This window comes from Vibrio sabulosilitoris, assembly GCF_055391395.1.
Map to the genome: position 1 here is coordinate 552,033 of NZ_AP029600.1, position 18,876 is coordinate 570,908.

20 protein-coding genes are annotated in these 18,876 nt (G+C 47.1%); 10 read left to right on the plus strand and 10 right to left on the minus strand.

Features of this window, described 5'->3' with window-relative positions; translation table 11 throughout:
- Positions 1-27 precede the first annotated feature (27 nt).
- The 6 genes from ACZ5R2_RS18220 (at position 28) to ACZ5R2_RS18245 (ending at position 4,857) form a co-directional block, all read left to right on the plus strand.
- Entirely contained in the window at positions 28-279 is a 252-nt protein-coding gene (locus ACZ5R2_RS18220) for a HypC/HybG/HupF family hydrogenase formation chaperone (RefSeq protein WP_464903181.1), read from the plus strand.
- On the plus strand, positions 266-1,390 hold the full coding sequence (gene hypD / locus ACZ5R2_RS18225; protein ID WP_464903180.1) for a hydrogenase formation protein HypD: 1,125 nt from the start codon (positions 266-268) through the stop codon (positions 1,388-1,390). The genes ACZ5R2_RS18220 and hypD overlap by 14 nt, the downstream gene beginning before the upstream one ends.
- Positions 1,391-2,392: a hydrogenase expression/formation protein HypE gene (gene hypE / locus ACZ5R2_RS18230; RefSeq protein ID WP_464903179.1), complete on the plus strand. Its 1,002-nt coding sequence runs from the start codon at positions 1,391-1,393 to the stop codon at positions 2,390-2,392. It abuts the gene before it with no gap.
- A 9-nt stretch (positions 2,393-2,401) separates the two neighbouring features.
- Positions 2,402-2,743 (plus strand): hydrogenase maturation nickel metallochaperone HypA, encoded by a 342-nt coding sequence (hypA, locus tag ACZ5R2_RS18235; protein ID WP_464903178.1) that lies wholly within the window; start codon positions 2,402-2,404, stop codon positions 2,741-2,743.
- 89 nt (positions 2,744-2,832) lie between these two features.
- The gene (gene hypB / locus ACZ5R2_RS18240; RefSeq protein ID WP_464903177.1) at positions 2,833-3,561 is read left to right on the plus strand and encodes a hydrogenase nickel incorporation protein HypB; all 729 of its coding nucleotides are present in this window, start codon (positions 2,833-2,835) and stop codon (positions 3,559-3,561) included.
- Between the two features lie 9 nt (positions 3,562-3,570).
- Complete coding sequence (locus tag ACZ5R2_RS18245) at positions 3,571-4,857, plus strand: rhodanese-like domain-containing protein (RefSeq protein WP_464903176.1); 1,287 nt, start codon at positions 3,571-3,573, stop codon at positions 4,855-4,857.
- A gap of 190 nt (positions 4,858-5,047) precedes the next feature.
- Here the strand turns inward: ACZ5R2_RS18245 and melA are convergent, their stop codons facing one another.
- From melA to ACZ5R2_RS18265, 4 genes are all read right to left on the minus strand, one after another.
- Entirely contained in the window at positions 5,048-6,412 is a 1,365-nt protein-coding gene (melA, locus tag ACZ5R2_RS18250) for an alpha-galactosidase (RefSeq protein ID WP_464919467.1), read from the minus strand.
- 84 nt (positions 6,413-6,496) lie between these two features.
- On the minus strand, positions 6,497-7,486 hold the full coding sequence (locus ACZ5R2_RS18255; protein WP_464903175.1) for an ABC transporter permease: 990 nt from the start codon (positions 7,484-7,486) through the stop codon (positions 6,497-6,499).
- Positions 7,486-8,241, minus strand: a complete 756-nt coding sequence (locus ACZ5R2_RS18260; protein ID WP_464903174.1) for an ATP-binding cassette domain-containing protein — start codon at positions 8,239-8,241, stop codon at positions 7,486-7,488. The genes ACZ5R2_RS18255 and ACZ5R2_RS18260 overlap by 1 nt, the downstream gene beginning before the upstream one ends.
- Positions 8,241-9,137, minus strand: a complete 897-nt coding sequence (locus ACZ5R2_RS18265) for a sugar ABC transporter substrate-binding protein (RefSeq protein ID WP_464903173.1) — start codon at positions 9,135-9,137, stop codon at positions 8,241-8,243. The genes ACZ5R2_RS18260 and ACZ5R2_RS18265 overlap by 1 nt, the downstream gene beginning before the upstream one ends.
- A 764-nt stretch (positions 9,138-9,901) precedes the next feature.
- Here ACZ5R2_RS18265 and ACZ5R2_RS18270 point away from each other — a divergent pair.
- From ACZ5R2_RS18270 to ACZ5R2_RS18285, 4 genes are all read left to right on the plus strand, one after another.
- Entirely contained in the window at positions 9,902-11,056 is a 1,155-nt protein-coding gene (locus ACZ5R2_RS18270; protein ID WP_464903172.1) for an aminotransferase class V-fold PLP-dependent enzyme, read from the plus strand.
- A 34-nt stretch (positions 11,057-11,090) separates the two neighbouring features.
- Positions 11,091-11,375, plus strand: coding sequence for a putative Se/S carrier protein (locus tag ACZ5R2_RS18275; RefSeq protein ID WP_464903171.1), 285 nt, complete (start codon positions 11,091-11,093; stop codon positions 11,373-11,375).
- Complete coding sequence (yedF, locus tag ACZ5R2_RS18280) at positions 11,353-11,916, plus strand: sulfurtransferase-like selenium metabolism protein YedF (protein ID WP_464903170.1); 564 nt, start codon at positions 11,353-11,355, stop codon at positions 11,914-11,916. Before ACZ5R2_RS18275 ends, yedF begins: the two co-directional genes overlap by 23 nt.
- Before the next feature lie 498 nt (positions 11,917-12,414).
- Entirely contained in the window at positions 12,415-12,798 is a 384-nt protein-coding gene (locus tag ACZ5R2_RS18285; protein WP_464903169.1) for a hypothetical protein, read from the plus strand.
- Positions 12,799-12,888: 90 nt separating this feature from the next.
- Here ACZ5R2_RS18285 and ACZ5R2_RS18290 read toward each other — a convergent pair whose 3' ends face one another.
- From ACZ5R2_RS18290 to ACZ5R2_RS18315, 6 genes are all read right to left on the minus strand, one after another.
- On the minus strand, positions 12,889-13,596 hold the full coding sequence (locus tag ACZ5R2_RS18290; protein WP_464903168.1) for a glycerophosphodiester phosphodiesterase family protein: 708 nt from the start codon (positions 13,594-13,596) through the stop codon (positions 12,889-12,891).
- Between the two features lie 15 nt (positions 13,597-13,611).
- Positions 13,612-14,379 (minus strand): DeoR/GlpR family DNA-binding transcription regulator, encoded by a 768-nt coding sequence (locus tag ACZ5R2_RS18295; protein WP_464903167.1) that lies wholly within the window; start codon positions 14,377-14,379, stop codon positions 13,612-13,614.
- Between the two features lie 15 nt (positions 14,380-14,394).
- Positions 14,395-15,564, minus strand: a complete 1,170-nt coding sequence (gene ugpC / locus ACZ5R2_RS18300; protein WP_464903166.1) for a sn-glycerol-3-phosphate ABC transporter ATP-binding protein UgpC — start codon at positions 15,562-15,564, stop codon at positions 14,395-14,397.
- Positions 15,554-16,396, minus strand: a complete 843-nt coding sequence (gene ugpE, locus ACZ5R2_RS18305) for a sn-glycerol-3-phosphate ABC transporter permease UgpE (RefSeq protein ID WP_438458589.1) — start codon at positions 16,394-16,396, stop codon at positions 15,554-15,556. Before ugpE ends, ugpC begins: the two co-directional genes overlap by 11 nt.
- Positions 16,397-16,405: 9 nt before the next feature.
- Positions 16,406-17,287: an ABC transporter permease subunit gene (locus ACZ5R2_RS18310; RefSeq protein WP_464903165.1), complete on the minus strand. Its 882-nt coding sequence runs from the start codon at positions 17,285-17,287 to the stop codon at positions 16,406-16,408.
- 69 nt (positions 17,288-17,356) lie between these two features.
- Positions 17,357-18,649: an extracellular solute-binding protein gene (locus ACZ5R2_RS18315; RefSeq protein WP_464903164.1), complete on the minus strand. Its 1,293-nt coding sequence runs from the start codon at positions 18,647-18,649 to the stop codon at positions 17,357-17,359.
- Positions 18,650-18,876: the final 227 nt, after the last annotated feature.

Here is an 18,876-nt window from a genome sequence, read left to right on the forward strand (position 1 = left end):
AAATTTTTAATTAGATTGGACAAAGATATGTGTTTAGGTATTCCGTCAGAAGTGATCGAGATGGGCAGTGCGCCTAATTCAGTGATTGTAAAAACATTGGGGGTGAGACGGGAGGTGAATACCGAACTCATCGGCTCTGAGATAAAAATTGGTGAATATCTACTGATACATGTTGGTTTTGCTATTAGCAAGATTAGTGTAGAAAAAGCCAAGCAGACATTAAAGGATTACCAAGCTATTTTTGAGGTTGATGAAGGGCCGCGTTATGAGCAGTTTTGAGGTTCTGGCGAGTAGCTATAGAGATAGTCGATATATCACCAATTTAGTCAAGCATATTAATCAGCGGGCGAAGAGCCTTTGTGAGCCTATTCATGTGATGGAGGTGTGTGGTGGACACACTCATGCGATCATGAAATACGGCTTGAATCAATTGCTGACCAAAAATATCAAATTTATTCACGGCCCCGGGTGTCCGGTTTGCATCATGCCCAAAGAGCGTATTGACCATGCCGTCATCCTAGCGAAAAAGCCGAATACTATTTTGGTGACTCTAGGCGATATGATCCGAGTTCCTGGCTCAAAGCAGTCTTTAGCCCAATGTCGCGCAGAGGGGGGAAGTGTCGAGGCAGTTTATGATCCTCTTGATACCTTAGAGATAGCCCGGCAACATCCCGATTGTGATGTGGTGTTTTTTGCCATTGGTTTTGAAACGACAACCCCTATGACTGCGGTATTAGTCAGGCGTGTGCTCGATGAGGGTTTGGGTAATGTCTATTTTCATATCAATCATGTCGTCGTCCCCCCAGCAATGGATGCGGTATTGGCCAGTGGTGATGCGATAGTCAATGCATTCATCGCCCCCTCGCATGTAAGTGCAATTACGGGCTACAAAATCTATCAACCCATCGTTGATAAGTACTCTATTCCCTTGGTTGTCGCAGGCTTTGAGCCAATAGATATCTTATTAGCGCTTGAACAACTGGTTGAGATGAAGCTTGAAGGACGTGCTGAGCTTGGTAACCAATATGATCGTGTGGTGACCGAGCAAGGCAACCTGCATAGCCAACAGTTGGTCGATACCTATTTTGAGCCTCGACCAAGTTTCAATTGGCGAGGATTAGGTGAAATTTCTCACAGTGCATTGAGGCTACGAGAGGCCTACTCCCTCCTAGACGCAGAGAAGCAATTTGCTGCGATCTTGCCTCAACTCCCGGTGGAGGATTTGAAAAAGTGTTGTTGTGGAGAGATCTTAAAAGGGTTGAAGAGCCCGTGTGATTGCGTTTTGTTTGGCAAGTCTTGCAAGCCAACCAAGCCTATTGGAAGCTGTATGGTGAGCTCAGAAGGAGCTTGTAACGCATACTATCGTTATGCATCTGTATTGGAGAGTTAGATGAAAGTGTTTGACAGGGTTCAGCTTGCTCATGGCGGTGGCGGTCATGAAACCAATGAACTGATCAACAAGGTATTGAAATCTGGTTTTGCTGCGAGTGCGAGCTTTGATGGTGAAGACGCAGCTGTGTTGACCACGAGCAGCAAAATAGCAATGTCTACAGACAGTTTCACTGTCTCACCACACACCTTCCCGGGTGGCAATATTGGCAGTCTGGCTATTGCCGGGACTTGTAATGACCTGAGTATGGTTGCAGCTCGACCCAAATTCCTGTCCTGTAGTTTTATTTTAGAGGAGGGGTTACCGATAGCGACCCTACGACAGGTCGTCAGTACCATGGCATCTGAGCTGGAGAAGATTGATGCCAAGATAGTCTGTGGTGACACCAAAGTCGTTCCCAAGGGCTCAGTCGATCAGATCTTTATTAATACCACAGGTATCGGTGAGGTAATGGCTGAAGGCGTGAGTGCAGCGGCACTAAAACCAAGTGACTCAATCATTGTGTCTCGCGACATCGGTTGCCATGGTGCCTGCATTCTTGCTCAACGTGAGTCAATAAAACTTGACCACGATATCATGTCGGATTGTGCTCTACTGTGGCCAGCGGTTGAAGCCTTGCTGAATCAAGGCCTGCCGATCCACTCGATGCGTGACGCTACTCGAGGAGGCATTGCTGCCGTGATGCAAGAGTGGTGTGCGGCCTCAGATGTTCAGATAGAGCTTAAACAAGAGCAGATACCCATTTCAGAACCTGTGCGGGGGATTTGTGAATTGTTTGGTGTTGACCCATTTGACTTGGCTAACGAGGGAACGTTTGTGGTGGCCGTCCCAAAATTGTTTGCCGAGCAAACAGTTGAGGTCTTGCGCCACTTTAACCCAACCGCAGCGGTGGTCGGTGAGGTTGTCGATGCATCTCCAAAGCAACCAATACTGACTAGTGCGACTGGAGCTAAACGCATCGTGGATTGTGCGCTTGGGGAGCTTCTCCCGAGAATTTGTTAGGAAAAGTATATGCATGAATTATCGTTAGCAATGAGTACCGTCGAGACGGTAACTCGGCTTGCTCAGCAGCATTCGGCGAACAAAATTACCGCAATTCATCTGAAAATTGGCGAGCTTTCTTGTGTTGAACAGGATGCATTGCGGGTTGGCTTGGAAGTTGCCGCCAGAGATACCATCGCGGATGGCGCCCGCATCGAGATCAAGACAATTACACCACAGGCGTGCTGTAAAGACTGTCAAAAATCATTTCAGGCATCTATTTATCTAAGACACTGTCCGGAATGTGGGAGCCTAGATATCAATATTGAATCGGGAAATGAACTAGAAATTGACTATATGGAGGTTAGCTAATGTGTGGTGTTTGTGGCTGTGACAGCGAGAAACTCATTAGTACAAGAGGTAACAATAGAGTTTTCAATTCAATACGTTCAATAGAGTCGGTGCATGAACATAAGGGGCATTCGCATGCTCATGAACACAAACCTGCTCAGCGAATCATTGACGTAGAGCAGGCTATCTTGCACAGCAATGATCGCATAGCAGATAAGAATCGGGCACTATTTAATCAAAGAGGCCAGTTGGCACTGAATTTAGTCTCCAGCCCTGGGTCAGGTAAAACCACCTTGCTGACCGAAACTTTGAAGTTGCTTAAGATGGGGGTTGACTGCGCAGTCATTGAAGGCGATCAGCAAACCGACAATGACGCCGAGCGTATACGAGCGACAAACACCCCGGCAATACAAGTCAATACAGGGAAAGGCTGCCATTTGGATGCCGCCATGGTGGCGCATGCGGTTGAGCATTTAGACTTCACCGGGCCTGGGATAGTATTTATTGAGAATGTAGGCAATCTTGTCTGCCCAGCCAGTTTTGATCTCGGAGAGCAGTATAAAGTGGCTATTCTGTCGGTGACTGAGGGCGAGGATAAACCGCTAAAATACCCTTATATGTTTGCAGAGTCTGAGTACATGATAATCAACAAGATCGACCTTATTGATTACGTCGACTTTGATATTGAAAACTGTATCCAAAATGCTCGAAGTATCAATCCACATATCAAGGTGATTCAATTGTCTGCGACTAAGCACACTGGTATGGAAGCATGGCTTTCAATACTCGAAGAGCAGCTAGCCACTGTCAGCTCATCACAAAAGGACGTGACGATTTAGGGAAGGTAAATGGAACAGACACAGCATCATTGGTCAATTATTGGCAGCGTGTTACTTGGCTTACTGAGTTGCGCAGCCAGTGCAGTGGAGATCAAACAGGTGGTTGCTCCATTGTTTGAAGATAGCCATGATATTCAACTGATAGACTGCCGAGACAGCAATTATTATAACGGCTGGCAGGACAAGCAAGAAACCGTCTCAGGGCATGTGCAAGGGGCGATCAATTACAGTGTGGCTTGGCTGGACAAAGATGGGGGGCTGGATGAGCTAAAGACTATCGTCTCTCGATTTAATAAATCATCGCCTACTTATTTATATTGCCCCAATGATGATGCTCAGTTAATGGCTCATAAATTTGTGACATGGGGCTTTACTGACGTAAGGGTGGCCAAGGCACTGCACCCCCAACAAGCACTTCAAGCGTATGAACATTACGACAAGCTTGTTCCAAGCTGGTGGCTGCAAGACCTGCTTGCAGGCAAAGATGTCGAAAATCCACCCACGAAGGACTACCAAGTGGTGGAGGTGGCTTGGGGCATGCCGAAGCAATACCTGCTCGCACATATTCCGGGTGCCATTTACCTCGATACTAATGAGATTGAAGCAGAGCCATTATGGAATTTGCACCCTTTCAAGAAACTAAAAGAAACTGCAAAAAATCATGGTTTTAGCAAAGATGCTACGGTGATACTGTACGGCCGAGATAATATGGCAGCAGCACGAGCCGCTGCGGTGCTAATGTATATGGGTATTGATGATGTGCGTTTGCTCAATGGCGGCTGGTCGGCATGGGAAGGGAAAGAAACCGAAGCGTTGTTTAACTCTCCGAAACCCGCGACTGTTGAGTTATCGGAACCGACGCACCCAGAGTATGTTACTTCAATTGACAGAGCGAAGGAGTTACTTGCAGATCAGCAGGGCAGTTCGTTGGTGAGTATTCGAACCTGGCCTGAATTTATTGGCCACACCAGTGGTTATAGCTATATTGAACCTAAGGGTCGTATTAAAGGGGCGAAGTGGGGTCAATCTGGTGAAGACTCCCATAGTTTGGCGGCATTCCGAAATATCGATGGGACTATGTTAGCCCCAGAGATTGTTGAAGATCGTTGGCAACGCTGGGGTATCAATCGCAGTCAAAATGTAGCATTTTATTGTGGTACCGGTTGGCGCGCTTCTGAGGTGTTCTTTTACACTTATGTAGCAGGGTGGAAAAATATCAGCGTATTTGATGGTGGTTGGTATGAGTGGAGCTCTGATGTCAACAACCCAACTGAAATAGGGGAGCCAAGCTCGTAACTAGGGAAGCTTTTAACGAGGATAGTTACCAGGCTATGACAACCAGCCACAATGGTTTTGAATGTAGTCAAATCGTGGCTAAGCCTGATGGCCTTTTCAGGACTATCAGGCGAGTGCAGTTTACCCTATATACCCAAGTGACCTGCTCTAGTCTCAACCGCGTTGTCGTCAAATACTATCTTGTGCGGTCTCATTGATGGTAAAACCCTAGCCAACGCTTTTGAGCCAATATCATTTCTTCAAACATTTGATCAATCTGATCCAATGTACAGACTGTCGCTGTCACAGGGTCTAAAGCTAATGCGTATCGGGCGGCGTTGAGATCATTGCTCAAAGCGGCCTCAACGATCAGCTCTTGGACAGCGGTATTACTCTTGATTAGGCTTGCACATTGGGTGGGGAGTCGTCCCATTTTCTGAGGGTGCAACCCATCTTGGTCTACCCAGATAGGCACCTCGACGACACAGTTGTGCGGTAGGTTTTCGACTAATAAACCGCTTGCCTGTTGGTTGGGAAGGTTGCCGTTGATCCGAGTGCGATCCCCACTCAAGATCGCATTGATGATCTTGGGCGCGTTTAGCATATTGGGAGAAATAATAAACTCACGCTCGCCTCTTAACTGAGCATCGATCTCGGCCTGCCCAGATTGATGAACCTGTTCTTCTAAGGCTAGTATGTTCCAACGCTGGGGCAAAAAACGGTCTATCGTTGGCTTATTTTTCCTAAAGTAGGGCACATAATCACTGCAGTGCCAATGATTCTCGGTACACCAATAGTCAAAGAACTTCACCATTTCACAGCGAACACCATCGACTTGATATACCTCTGACTGTGTGGGTAAGCGACGAATATCGGCGAGCAGATCTTGACCATTGACCTCCATTTTAGTAATCCAGGTCATGTGGTTGATACCAGCAAACTCATAGTCTATGTTTTCGGGAACCTCATGGTACATTAGGCGTTGCCACAGCTCTGGTGTTGCAGGGTGATCGACCCAAGGTCCATGTTTCAAGTATCCTGCAAGTTGGGCAACGGTATATCGTACTCCGTAACACAAGCCAATAGATTGGATAGTGCTAAACTCTTTAGCGGCCCAAGTTAATGGAGCCAATGGGTTGGCATAATTGATAAATAGTGCATCAGGGCAAATGGACTCCATATCTTTCAAGATGGCAAGCATTGGAGGGATATGGCGAAGGGCTCGAAAGATACCACCAGGCCCCATGGTATCGCCAACCTCTTGGATTACGCCGTATTTGGCAGGAATATCCATATCCAATCGCCATGGCTCTAGTCCACCAACCTGAATAGCATTTATGACGAAGTCAGCACCTTGCAGTGCTTCGCCTTGGTTCGCTGTTACTTTTAGTGAGACAGGAACTTTAGCCTGCTCAATCATCTTGGCGACCACCTGTCCACTTTGCTTTAGGGCTGAAGGCTCTATGTCCATCAACACTATTGTTGAGTACGCAAAACAAGGATAGGACAAAAGAGCAGAACAAATTTGACGGGTAAACATTACGCTTCCCGCCCCTATGATAGTAACTTGTGGCATAACGCTTCCTTGAAAGTTAACTCTATGTTTTGCTTCACCCTAGTGGTTTAGCGACTGGTTAATACTTATGCATGAATCTGATTTTTATCGGTAGGTAGAGAAGGCGTTTCTCCAAGACTTGGAGTATTGCTTTAGTAAAATACTGTGAACAACGAGTGACATTAAAATGATCACGCCATAAATTAACCGCGTCCAGAAGCCAGCGAGCCCAGCACTTATAATACCTGCCTCTAAAATTCCAATAATGCAAGCCCCGCAAAGGGTACCGACTAAGGTACCGCGGCCGCCCAAGACTGAGGTGCCTCCAATAAATACCGAGGCAAAAACCAATAACATATACCCTTGGCCTTGGTTGGGCCACCAACTGCTCATCTCTAAGCTGATAAAAACACCGACAAGTGCGGATATTGCTCCTAACTGTATGAACAGTAAGATGCGAGTTTGTGCTATAGGCACTCCCATCATCTCAGAGGCTTTAGGATTATCTCCAATAAAATTGACTCTATCACCGAAGACATGCCATGAAAGTAATAACCACAGACAAACCAACAGCACGCACGCCCACAACATTTGAGCCGGGATTACCTCAGCAAAACGGCCAACCATCAGGGTGTGCAGTGTCGTGGTACGGACTTCTGGAATACTAAGTGCAATGCCATCTGCCATCACGGTCGTTAGGCCACCGAGAAAAAATTGGCTACCTATTGTTGCAATAATGGAAGGGATCCTGAAAATCACAACAAGGCACCCATTCAAAAGGCCACAAATAATTCCAGCAAGCAAGGCCAAGCCTAGGGAAAAAATAGGCGATTGGGTTGCTTGAAATGTTGCTGCAAATACATATCCCCCCAGAGCAACAACTGACGGAAAACTCATATCAATCTCGCGAGCTATAATCAGCAGTGTTAAAGCGAAGGCCAACATTGCCGTAAATGGGATCGTCGACATAAATGAGGTATAAATACGAAACTGCAAGAATGTCTGAGGGCTGATATAAGCAAAGATTGCCCATAGGCCAAATAAAATAGTCGCGGTAAGTGTGGGTATACGATGCTGGGTGAGGAAAGAAAACACTATGCGGCCCTCCCTACGGCATCAAGTAGGGCAGTGTGAAGGGTCTCTTGGGTCATCGCTGTTTTATAGTATTCTGCGACGATACGTCCCCGATCCATTACGACAAAACGGTCGGCGACTCGGAAAGCATCATTGATGTTGTGAGTGATCAAAAGACAGGCACGTTGCTGCTTTTTTAGGGTCTCAATAAAACTAAGCACTTTATCGACTTCACCGAGAGATAGGGCGGTTGTTGGTTCATCTAGAATAACAATACTTGCATCGAATAGCATAGCTCGACCAATAGCAAGACCCTGACGCTCTCCACCTGATAAGCGGTTTACTGGTGTCTCTATATCGGCTCCAACTCCACGTAAATTAAGCCTGTTAAGAAGTCTTGCAGCCTGCCTACGCTCTTCTTTTTGATTGATAAAGCCAAACTTATTTCGAATATGTCGGCCTAAAAACAGGTTGCGCCAAACACTCTGCTGTTCTCCAAGTGAGCCTGATTGATAAACGGTCTCAATCCCAAGCTGCCTTGCGCTATTCACGCTGTAGTGTTTATTGTGAATATTGTGTCCATTAATCTGAAGCTCTCCTTGTTCGATCGCTTCAACCCCACTGATCTGTTTGATTAGAGTGGATTTTCCCGCACCATTATCACCGAGCAGTGCACAAACCTCTCCCCGCTTCAATGAGAAATTAATATCTTTTAATGCATGTACAGGGCCAAACCATTTATTTAGCCCTGAAACTTTTAATACACAATCACTCACTACCGCAGGCCTTTGGCGGCAAGGGGAGCAATGAAATCGATATTACCTGTGTTGACAAAACCGGCACCCGTGTTGATATTAAGGCCGGAGAAACCGTAGCGTTTGCTCAAAGCGACTTGCACAACAGACAGGTACCCCATCAGGTAGGGTTGACTGTCCGCGACCAGTTGAACATACCCTGTTTTAATCGCATCTGAAGTTGCTGGAGACAAACTGAAACCTGCTACGAATATCTCGCTGGGGCGAACACCAGCATTACGCAAGAAATTGCCCATTTGGGAGGTGAGAGCACCGTGATCAACCATGATCAGATCGACATCTGGCGTACGAGCTAGGTAAGCCGATAGGACGCTACTACCTAGAGATGGATCTTTATCTACCTCTGGTGAAATTTGGATAAAATCAACCTCTAAGCCAGCATTTTCTAATGTTGCAATTAGGCCGCGAGTCGACTCACTACGCTCAGCAATATCCTTGATCCCCCAAACCAAAGCACGATCGCCGGCCTTGAATTTTCCTTCTAAAAGCGCTTGATTGGCTAACTGGATACCACGCTCTGCATTGCTCACACCCACGTAGCCAAAGCCATTGGCTTGCTGTCCTGCCATTGTGGTTGGCAGGGCAGTATCGACCGCAGTGACTTTGATTCCTTTTTCGTAGGCTTCATCAATCAGAGGCTTGTATGCGCTATCTCCGGGGTGACCCATTACCACGATACCTGTAGGTTTCGCTGCGAGAGCTTGTTTAAAATTTTCAACCATTTTTTGCGGTTGCCAATCTGAATAGACGACACGTAAATCGACTCCGAGGTCTTCTGCGGCTTGAACTGCACCATTTTGTACTACGGTTGCATATGGACCACCAACTGGACCACCAACATCAAACCAGATTGACATATCTTTCCCGGAGGGTGCTGCGGATACTGAGCTGGATAGGCTTGCCATCAAGATGGAAACTACCATCCTGGCCTTTGGCTTCAAATTTACAAGTGTTTTGATTTTTTTCATTGAACTCTTACTCTGTTGCTGCATATAAACTGTGCCTGTTCAACGGAAGGTGCGGGTTCAAATTGCTAAAAATCAACCATAATAAATACCAAGGCTTGCCTTATCAGTGGGCTGAGCTTATGAGGTTTACCTTTGGCGTTTGTATGAGAGACCACGCTACTGACCCACTGTCACGCTAGTAAGCAAAACCGCCTTAATCTGGTCGAGTTCTGTTTTTTCTGTAGAGATAGTGATACTTCATGATTATGTAGCGTGATTCTACTTATACAGGAATCAAGCACCTTCGATGATCATAGGTATAATTACGTTTATACTTATACGAATTGCGATACAAATCAAATTTAAATTTTTAAATACAGTAAGCTCAATATCAGCTTGAATAATTGTGACTTAGGGCGGGTTTATAGGTGTGCATCATTATTAACTAAAGCGATTGCAGTTTACTTATTATAGATTGTTTTTTTTAAGTTGGTCGTATTTATCTGATTTAATAGCACATAACACTTGTTGCCTGGCTAAGAGCCTGGTGGGGAGGTGATTGTTTGTAATCTTTGTGTAGAGAGGATGCAATATAATTGGCCAAGTTAGTTAACCTTGTAGGGTAGTTTTATAATGACAGTGAGCTCAATTAAGTCATTATAGGGTGAGTAAGTATGATTTATTTAGATAATGCTGCAACAAGCAACCCTAAACCAGATTCAGTTGCCGAATCTATGGTGTATTTTGTCAATAATGGCTGTGCTAACCCTGGTCGAGGCGCATATTCATTAGCAAATGAAGCTGCCAGATTGATATTTGAAGCTAGGGAGAGAGTCCAAGGCTTTTTTAACGGGGGCATTAAGTCCCACGTGGTTTTCACTGCTAATATCACGGAATCATTGAACCTGGTTTTAAAAGGCATCCTAAGTGCTGGTGATGAAGTGATTGTCAGTAGTATGGAACACAACTCGATGATGCGCCCTTTGAGGGAACTAGAGGCACTGGAGGTGGTTGTTAAGGTTGTTCCGTGTGACCCAGATACCGGGCAGATTGATTGTGTTGATATTCGTGCCGCTATTTCGCCAGCGACCAAGTTGATAGCAATAAATCATGGCTCAAATATAATCGGTACAGTGCAGCCGATTGAGGAGATAGGCAAGATTTGCTACAACGAGGGGATTCTATTTTTGGTGGACTCCGCTCAAACGGCCGGAGTATTACCCATCGATATGCAGAAGGCAAATATCGATTTTCTTGCATTCACTGGACATAAGAGTCTGTTAGGGCCGATGGGGATTGGTGGCTTAGTACTGAGTGAAAAGGCTCAGCGTAATGGTATTAAACCGCTTAAAACTGGTGGGACGGGCAGCAACTCTGAGTTCGAAACCCAGCCAAACCTGTTCCCAGATAGTTTGGAGAGTGGAACCCCGAATTTACCCGGGATAGCTGGGCTTAATGCCGGCATCGCATGGTTACAACAGCTTGGTGTGGATAGGGTAAGAGTCCATGAGCAAGGTCTAACGGCCTACCTCCTAGAAAGGTTAGCCACCATTCCCAATGTGAAGCTGTTTGGAACTCGCAATGCTTCTGAGCAAGTAGGCGTTATTTCCTTCAGTGTTGAAGGTAAGGATATTGGTGAGCTAGCTGACCAACTGGAGAGTGAATATGGGGTATGCTGTAGAGCGGGACTCCATTGCTCCCCCGCCGCTCATAAAACGATGGGTACTTTCCCTGAAGGGACTATCCGACTAAGCCTAGGTGTTTTTACAACCAAGTCTCAACTTGAAAGTGCGCTAGAGGCCATCAGAGCGTTGGCTCAAAGCCGCTAACGTTTCCCTGTTAACCGAGATACCAGATTATATTATGGCTGGAACAACGAATCACAACATTGATTACATCATTACTTTTCCTTCTAGCTACTTGGCGCTCAAAGGAGAAAGCTTGCTTGGGAAGTCAGGTATTATGACAAGATTGATTTCTGTCCCACGAAGCATTAGTTCAGAATGTGGGTTCTGCTTACTGATAGAAGGTTATGATTCCGGCAACCTAATTAAAACGCTAGAGGTGCTAGCGGTGAGCTTTAGCTCGATATTTACCAAAATAAAAATTAACGGAGTAACACGATATGAACACTACACTGGATGTTAGAGGGGTAGACTCTGCACAAGCAATAACTCAGCTGAAAGCAGCCCTTGAGTTACCAGAACTCACCGCTTTAGAAATCCTTAGTGCCGAAGAAAAATGCATTGAGCAGGTAATCGCTGTGCTCAGCTCTCAAGGGCTTGAATGTGAGGTAGCGGTGAGTGGACACGAATACAAGCTATCGGTAGCTATTGCGGATAAAAAGGCATCTGTGAGTAAAGCTTATGTGGTGAGTACCAATATTATCGGCAAGGGAGATGATGAACTCGGTAAAAAGCTCATGACCGCTTTCTTTAACGTTCATTCTCAATACCAGGATGCTCCAAAATCAGCCTTCTTTATGAATAGTGGTGCAACCTTATGTATCGAAGGTGCTGATACCTTGTTGGCCCTAAAAGAGATGGAGGCCAAAGGTACGGAGATCATAGTGTGTGGCACATGTCTTGATTACTTTAATCTGACCGACAAATTGGCTGTCGGTCGCGTCGGAAGCATGCATGATTTGGTGAGTCTCTGCCAGAGTAAAAGCGATGTTGTTCATCTATGATTGACACTAAATGGATAGACACTAAATGAAATCTGAGTGGCCTAGGTCACTCAGATGGCTTGTTTCTTGCCGACAATTTTTATTAAATCGAAAAGGCAGTAGTTAAGGCAGTAGTTAAGGCAGTAGTTAAGGCAGTAGTTAAGGCAGTAGTTAAGGCAGTAGTTAAGGCAGTAGTTATTGTGTTAATTTTTACGTTTGCTGATTGCTTAGTGATGGACTGCATTCTCGCGCTAATTGTCGGCCGATGTTAATGGGCCAATAGCCCTCGTAGGTTGATTCCAACACAAAAGAGAGTCTGAGCGTTCACCTCGAAGATTCTAGCGTTTCCTAGAGTCGGTCGGTAGACGATTAGCAGTTGAATTGTAATCCATCATTTTACTAAAGATAGTGGTTTGACTTCAAAGTTTACCTTGTTTGTATATGAGATACTGGCTTTGTTAAGGGAAGTAACGATTTTCTTAACACACAATTTGGTTTCTCGGCTAGAAGGTGAGTTTTATGGATTTAAAACAGTTTGTAAAAGAAGCTTTAGTTCAGATTACCGAAGGTGTGCAAGAGTCGCAAAAGACGATCAATATTTCTGGTGGCGACCCTGCTCCTTCAGTAGGCCCCGATACTGCCAAAGTACATCTATCTCAAGGCTATAAGTCGGTGGATACCATCGACTTTTCAGTCGCATTACATATTGATAGCCGTGCTTCAGGAGAGCTAATCATGGTGGATGATCAGTTGGTCACTAATAATAGCACTGCCATTTTTGTGAGGTTTCAACTGCCCCTAAACTCCGAACTGCTAGGAGAACATTCCCCGCAAGAGCTAGAGCCAATGTTCAATCAGTCCCCACAGGCTCCGCGCTACAACGAGGTTTATCTTTGTTACTAGCCGCAATTGAGCGCCTGTTTGATGAAATATGATTAGAGAAGGTTACCAGTACCTTCTCTACTGCCTTAGTGACTTATCAGTGCGGATGACTCAGAGAAATCGACTCGGATAATCACTAAACACTGCATCAACCATAGCGATGTGCTTGAGGTGGGTGGGGTTATTGACGGTATAGCACCAAACTTGATACCCAGCGCTTTGTAAACGGGCTACCTGACGCTTGGTGGTCCAGCGATGGTTCAAATGGCAGCTAAAGGCCTCTATTTCCTCTAAGAGAAGCCAGTCTTTTTTACGCAATCGCTCACTCAACACGCCAAGTTTGTAACCTGGGCAGTGCTGGTGGAGCTGACGCATAATATCGTGACTGAAGCTGGATAAGATCACCTTGTCTTGCTCAAGCGGCGAGGTATCCAGCTGGGCTTTAAGTTGCGTGGCGACCTGAGTGACATCATGCCGATCGACTTTGACCTCGATGTTAAGGCCAATGTCGTGCGCTGCGGCCAGCTTGAGTAGCGCTTCTAAGGTTAAAATTGGCTCACCAGCGAACTTAGAATCGAACCATCCGCCAAAGTCGAACTGCTCAAGCTCGGCGAGGGTATAGCTATCGACTCGACCCTTGCCGTTGCTGCAGCGGTTGATGGTGTGGTCATGGCACACGACCAAGATATTGTCTTTGGTGGGCTGGACATCAACCTCGACCCATTTTAAACCAAGCTCGATAGCCGCTAATATGCTTACCTTGGTGTTCTCTGGGTAGTGACCCGCTACGCCTCGGTGACCCACGATCATCGCAGTCATATGAAATCCTTTATTTTATTCTGGGTTGGCAGCGATCAGCTCAACCTGGTTTATCTTACATAAGTGTTGAATCTTGTCGGATGATTGATCGACAAACAGTTTGTCTACCTGCGCAAGCTTACCACTGACAATAGGCGCGTAGCGACCCAATTTGCTCTTATCCGCGACCACCCAACATTGGTGGCTTTGCTCTATGATGGCTCGAGAAAGATCCGCTTCTTCCGGCGTAAAATCAAGTAACTGCCCCTGCGGAGTCAAACCGCCAACGCCAAATATCCCTACCTTGATATAGAAGCGCCGATAGAAGTTGGTGGCAGTCTCACCGACGGTATCCTCATCTGATGGACGAACCTGACCTCCAGCGAGGTGCACGCTGAGATTTGGGTTGCGGCTTAGTATCGATGCGGCATTGATGTTATTGGTCACCACAGTGAGCCCGGGATGGTCTAAGAGCTCATGAGCGACCTGTTTTGGCGTGGTACCAATACCGAGAAAGATACTGGTTCCTTCGGGCAGCTCTTGTACGATGCGCCGAGCGATGGCCTGTTTGGCGCTGAGGTTCACTACTTCACGATTGGAGAACGACAAATTGTCATTTTCGGTCAGCAGCGTTACACCACCATGGACTCGGCGAACCATCCCTTTATCATGTAGATGGTTGAGATCTTTACGAATGGTCTGGACTGAGACTGAGAAATGCTCGGAGAGCAGGGTGCTCGAAAGCACCCCGTTGGTTTCACCGAGAAAGGTCAAGATCGCTTTTTGTCTTGCTGATAACGACACGGCTAAACCCTATAACTAGGCGATCGCTTGCTGCGCATCTGAGATGAACGGCTCGTCGACGTTTAGGCGCTTACCAGTATGGTCAAACAAGTGCAAGTGTTGGCGGCTGACATGCAGTGCGAGCGATTGACTTGCGTCTATCTCAAGCTCTGGTGTCACGGCAATAAACTGCTCACCATTGACCTTACCATGCACAAGTTGGTTTGGTCCTAGCGGCTCAATGACACTGATGTCCATGGCCAGTTCGATTTGACAAGTTCCCTCACGCTCAAGCATTGCGGTTTCTGGGCGGATCCCAACACTGATATTGTCGAGGCTGATATCGGCAAACTCGGGTAGGAAAAGGCTTTGATCACCGATATTCAGATGACCCAGCTCAAGAGTGGCAGGCAAGAAGTTCATCGCCGGACTGCCGATAAAGCTTGCGACAAAGCGACTTGCTGGTTGGTGATAAACCTCAGATGGGGTGCCAATTTGCTCAATCTTGCCACTGTTTAACACCACGATGCGATCGGCGAGTGTCATTGCTTCGACCTGATCGTGGGTGACATAGACACTGGTGACCCCAAGTTCGCGTTGAAGCTTTTTGATCTCTAGGCGCATATGGGCACGCAGCGCAGCATCGAGGTTCGATAATGGCTCATCAAACAAGAATAGTTGCGGTGAGCGAACGATGGCGCGCCCCATTGCGACGCGTTGGCGCTGGCCGCCGGAGAGTTTTGCCGGCTTGCGATCGAGGTATTCCTCAATCTTCAGTGTCTTAGCAACCTGTTCGATTTTGTTTTGAATCGTGGCTTTATCAACACCACGGTTTTTAAGGCCGTAGGCAAGGTTGTTATACACCGTCATGTGGGGGTAAAGCGCGTAGTTTTGAAACACCATCGCGATGTCACGCAGGGCCGGTTTCTCGGTATCGACTCGACGTCCGCCGAGGTGGATCTCACCACTGGTGATTGACTCAAGACCCGCGATTGTGCGCAGGATCGAGGATTTACCGCAGCCAGAGGGGCCGACTAGAACCAAAAATTCGCCTTTTTTGATCTCCAGATCGACGCCCTTGACTGCCTGATGGCCATTTTCATAGGTTTTAACCAGTTGTTTAAGGCTAAGCATACTCGCCTCCGTCGATGGATTATGCATGGTGACAACTTGAGCTGATTGAGTGTGTGGCTGATTATTTTTCACTTTCTACGAGTCCTTTTACAAACCAACGTTGGAAGATCACCACCACCAGGATCGGTGGTAGCATGGCGAAGATGACCATGGCAAAGGCATAGTCGTAGCGAGGTAGGCTCGCTTCACTGATGTTGTTCATGATTTGCTTTATGCCCATCACGATAGTGTTGTAGCTCTCATCGGTAGTCATCATGATTGGCCACAGATACTGGTTCCAGCCATCGACAAACATGATGATGAAGATTGCGGCCATCATGGTTTTGGATAGCGGCAGTACGATATCGATAAGAAAACGGATTGGACCTGCGTTATCAAGCTGCGCGGCCTCCATCAGTTCGTCTGGAATAGTCTTAAAAAACTGGCGGAAGAAAAACGTCGCCGTGGCCGAGGCAATCAGTGGGAAAATCAGCCCAGAGTAGCTGTTGAGCATGCCCATCTTTGCGACGATTTCGTATGACGGAATAATGCGCACCTCAAGCGGCAATAGCAGGGTGACAAAGATCAGCCAAAACCAAGCCGTGGCATAAGGCAAGCGAAAGTACACCAGTGCATAGGCAGCGATGATGGCGATAAGGATTTTACCGAGTGCAAAACCGAGCCCCATGATCATCGAGTTGGTGATCATGGTTTTGGCGGTAACCGCATCTGAAAATCCAAGGCTGGTTTGCCATGCCTCGCGATAGATACCGACTAGGTTATCGCCAAGGGTTATCTGCAGGCCTTCACTGACGATAGTGTTAGGGTGGTGGGTTGAGCTGGCAAAGATCAACCAGATTGGTGCCAGCATAAACAGCGCACCAAGGATCAAGATAATATGGTCTGAGATTTTATTGCTTTTCATTCCAGGCCCTTAGTAGTGAACACGCTTTTCGACAAAGCGGAATTGTAAGTAAGTCAGGGTCAACACCAACAGGAGCAGAACCACCGACTGAGCCGAGCTGCCGCCAAGATCTGCACCGACAAATCCATCACGATAAACCTTGTAAACCAAGGAAGTAGTGTTGCCATCTGGGCCGCCGGAGGTCATGGTGTCAATCACGCCAAAGGTATCGAAGAAGGCGTAAACTAGGTTGATCACCAGCAAGAAAAAGCCAGTTGGCGCCAAGAGCGGAAAGGTGATGGTCCAAAAGCGCTTGCGATCAGAAACACAATCAAGCATTGCGGCCTCGCGCACGGCGTAAGAGATCGACTGCAGGCCGGCAAGGAAATAGATAAAGTTAACCGAGACCTGCTTCCACACCGATACCATGATCAGCGCCAGCGTGGCATCAAATGGGTCGGTTTGAAAACTGAACTTCCAGCCAATCTTGGCAAACAGCTCGGTGAGGGTGCCAAAGTGTGGATTAAACAGGAACGCACCCATGATCCCGGCAACCGCTGGGGCCACCGCGTAGACCCAAGTTAGGGTAACCTTATAAAGACCTTGTCCGTGCAGCACGCTGTCGGCTTTAACAGCCAGCAATAAAGCGATGCTCAGTGACAGCAGTGAAACCGTAAAGGCAAACAGCACAGTGAAAACCACTGAGTTGAGGTAATCGCTCGACTCGAGCAGCATTTGATAGTTTTCCAGACCGACAAAAGTCGAAGACATACCCCATGGGTCTTCGAGCATAAAAGAGAGGTAAACGGCCTGCGCTGCTGGGTAGATGAAAAACACAGCGATGATGGCAATCTGCGGAGCCAGCAATAGGTAAGCCAAGGGGCTATGGCTGAATTGTTGTCGATGATTCACATTAATGTCCATATGTGAGAACAAACACAAGCGCCCTCACCGAAGTGAGGGCGAAGAGAAGCAGTGCGATTACTTCACTGTACGCGCAAAGCGTTGTAGTAGACGGGCACTCTCAACATCCACTTTCTTCAGGCTGTCTTCAACAGACGATTGGCCAGCGAAAATGTTGTCGAACTCGCGGTGCATGATTTCACGAATTTGTGGGTAGAAACCGAGGCGGTAACCCTTCGTCCACTCACCCTCAGGAAGGCTTAGCTGGAGAACGCCAACTTCTGCATCAGGCGCTTCGTTGTAGTAGCCAGATTTTTTAGTCAGATCGTACGCGGCATTGGTGACTGGAACGTAGCCGGTTGTTTTGTGCCAGTACATCTGCGTCTCTGGCTCGGTCAGGTAAGCAAAGAAGGCCGCAACCGCGTCGTCTTGCTTCTTATCGTGACCGTTAAGTGCGAACAGCGCCGCACCACCGATAAAGGTGTGGCTGCCTTGCTCAGCAACGGATTCCCAATAAGGCAGGTAGGTGGTGCCCATCTCAAATTCAACGCGGTTACGCAGGCCACCGAAAGAGCCTGATGACCCCATCCACATTGCGACATCCTGGCGCTCAAATGGAGTTTGGTTAGAATCCCAGTCACTGCCGTAGTACTTGTAGTAACCCTTATCTGACCACTCTTTGAGCTTACTGACGTGCATCTGCATGTCTTCGGTACCAAAGTGGATCTCAGTTGGGAGGCCCTCATAGCCGTTTTGCTTGTCTGATAGTGGCAGGTTGTGACGAGACTTGAAGTTCTCAAACATGATCCACGGTGTCAAAGACTGCGAGAAGGTCGCGTAGCCAGCGGCTTTCAGTTTCGCTGCGACCACCTCTAGTTCCTCGTAAGTCTTTGGCGCTTCAACGCCGACCTCATCGAGGATATCTTGGTTAAAGTACAGTACCGGCGTTGAGCTGTTAAATGGCATTCCAACCATTTTGCCTTGATTGTCAGCGTAGAAGTTACGCACACCCGCTAGGTAGTCCTCTGCATTGAAGTCATAACCTGATTCGACCAAGATATCTTGCACTGGCTTAGCCACGCCTGGCGCATTCATGATCGTGGCCGCGCCTGCGTCAAACACTTGCAGGATGTTCGGTGCTTCACCCGCTCGGAATGCTGCGATACCTGCCGTAAGCGTTTCAGTGTACTCACCCTTGTAGATAGGGGTGATCTTGTAGTTGTCCTGTGAAGCATTGAAGTCGCTGGCGATCTGATTCACTGTGTCACCCAGTTGACCGCCCATTGCGTGCCAAAAGGTGATCTCAGTGGCAGCAAACGCTGTGCTGGAAATCGTCGCTGATAGCAATCCTGCTAGCATTAGCTTGTTCATGGTTCTTTCCTTATATCATTCTCAATGTGAGTTTCTAACGAGGGTTCGTTTGTTTCGTTTAGGGCTATTCTCTACGCGCTTTGTTGCACTTGGATGTGGGGAAAATGTCAAATAGGTTAACGTTTTATGCCGATTAGATTTCGTTTTGCTTAAAAAACACCCAGCCTGCTTTCGCGTTGCATTTGTTCGGTGGTTTTCGGTTGAGCAGCATTTTGTGTTTGGTATCG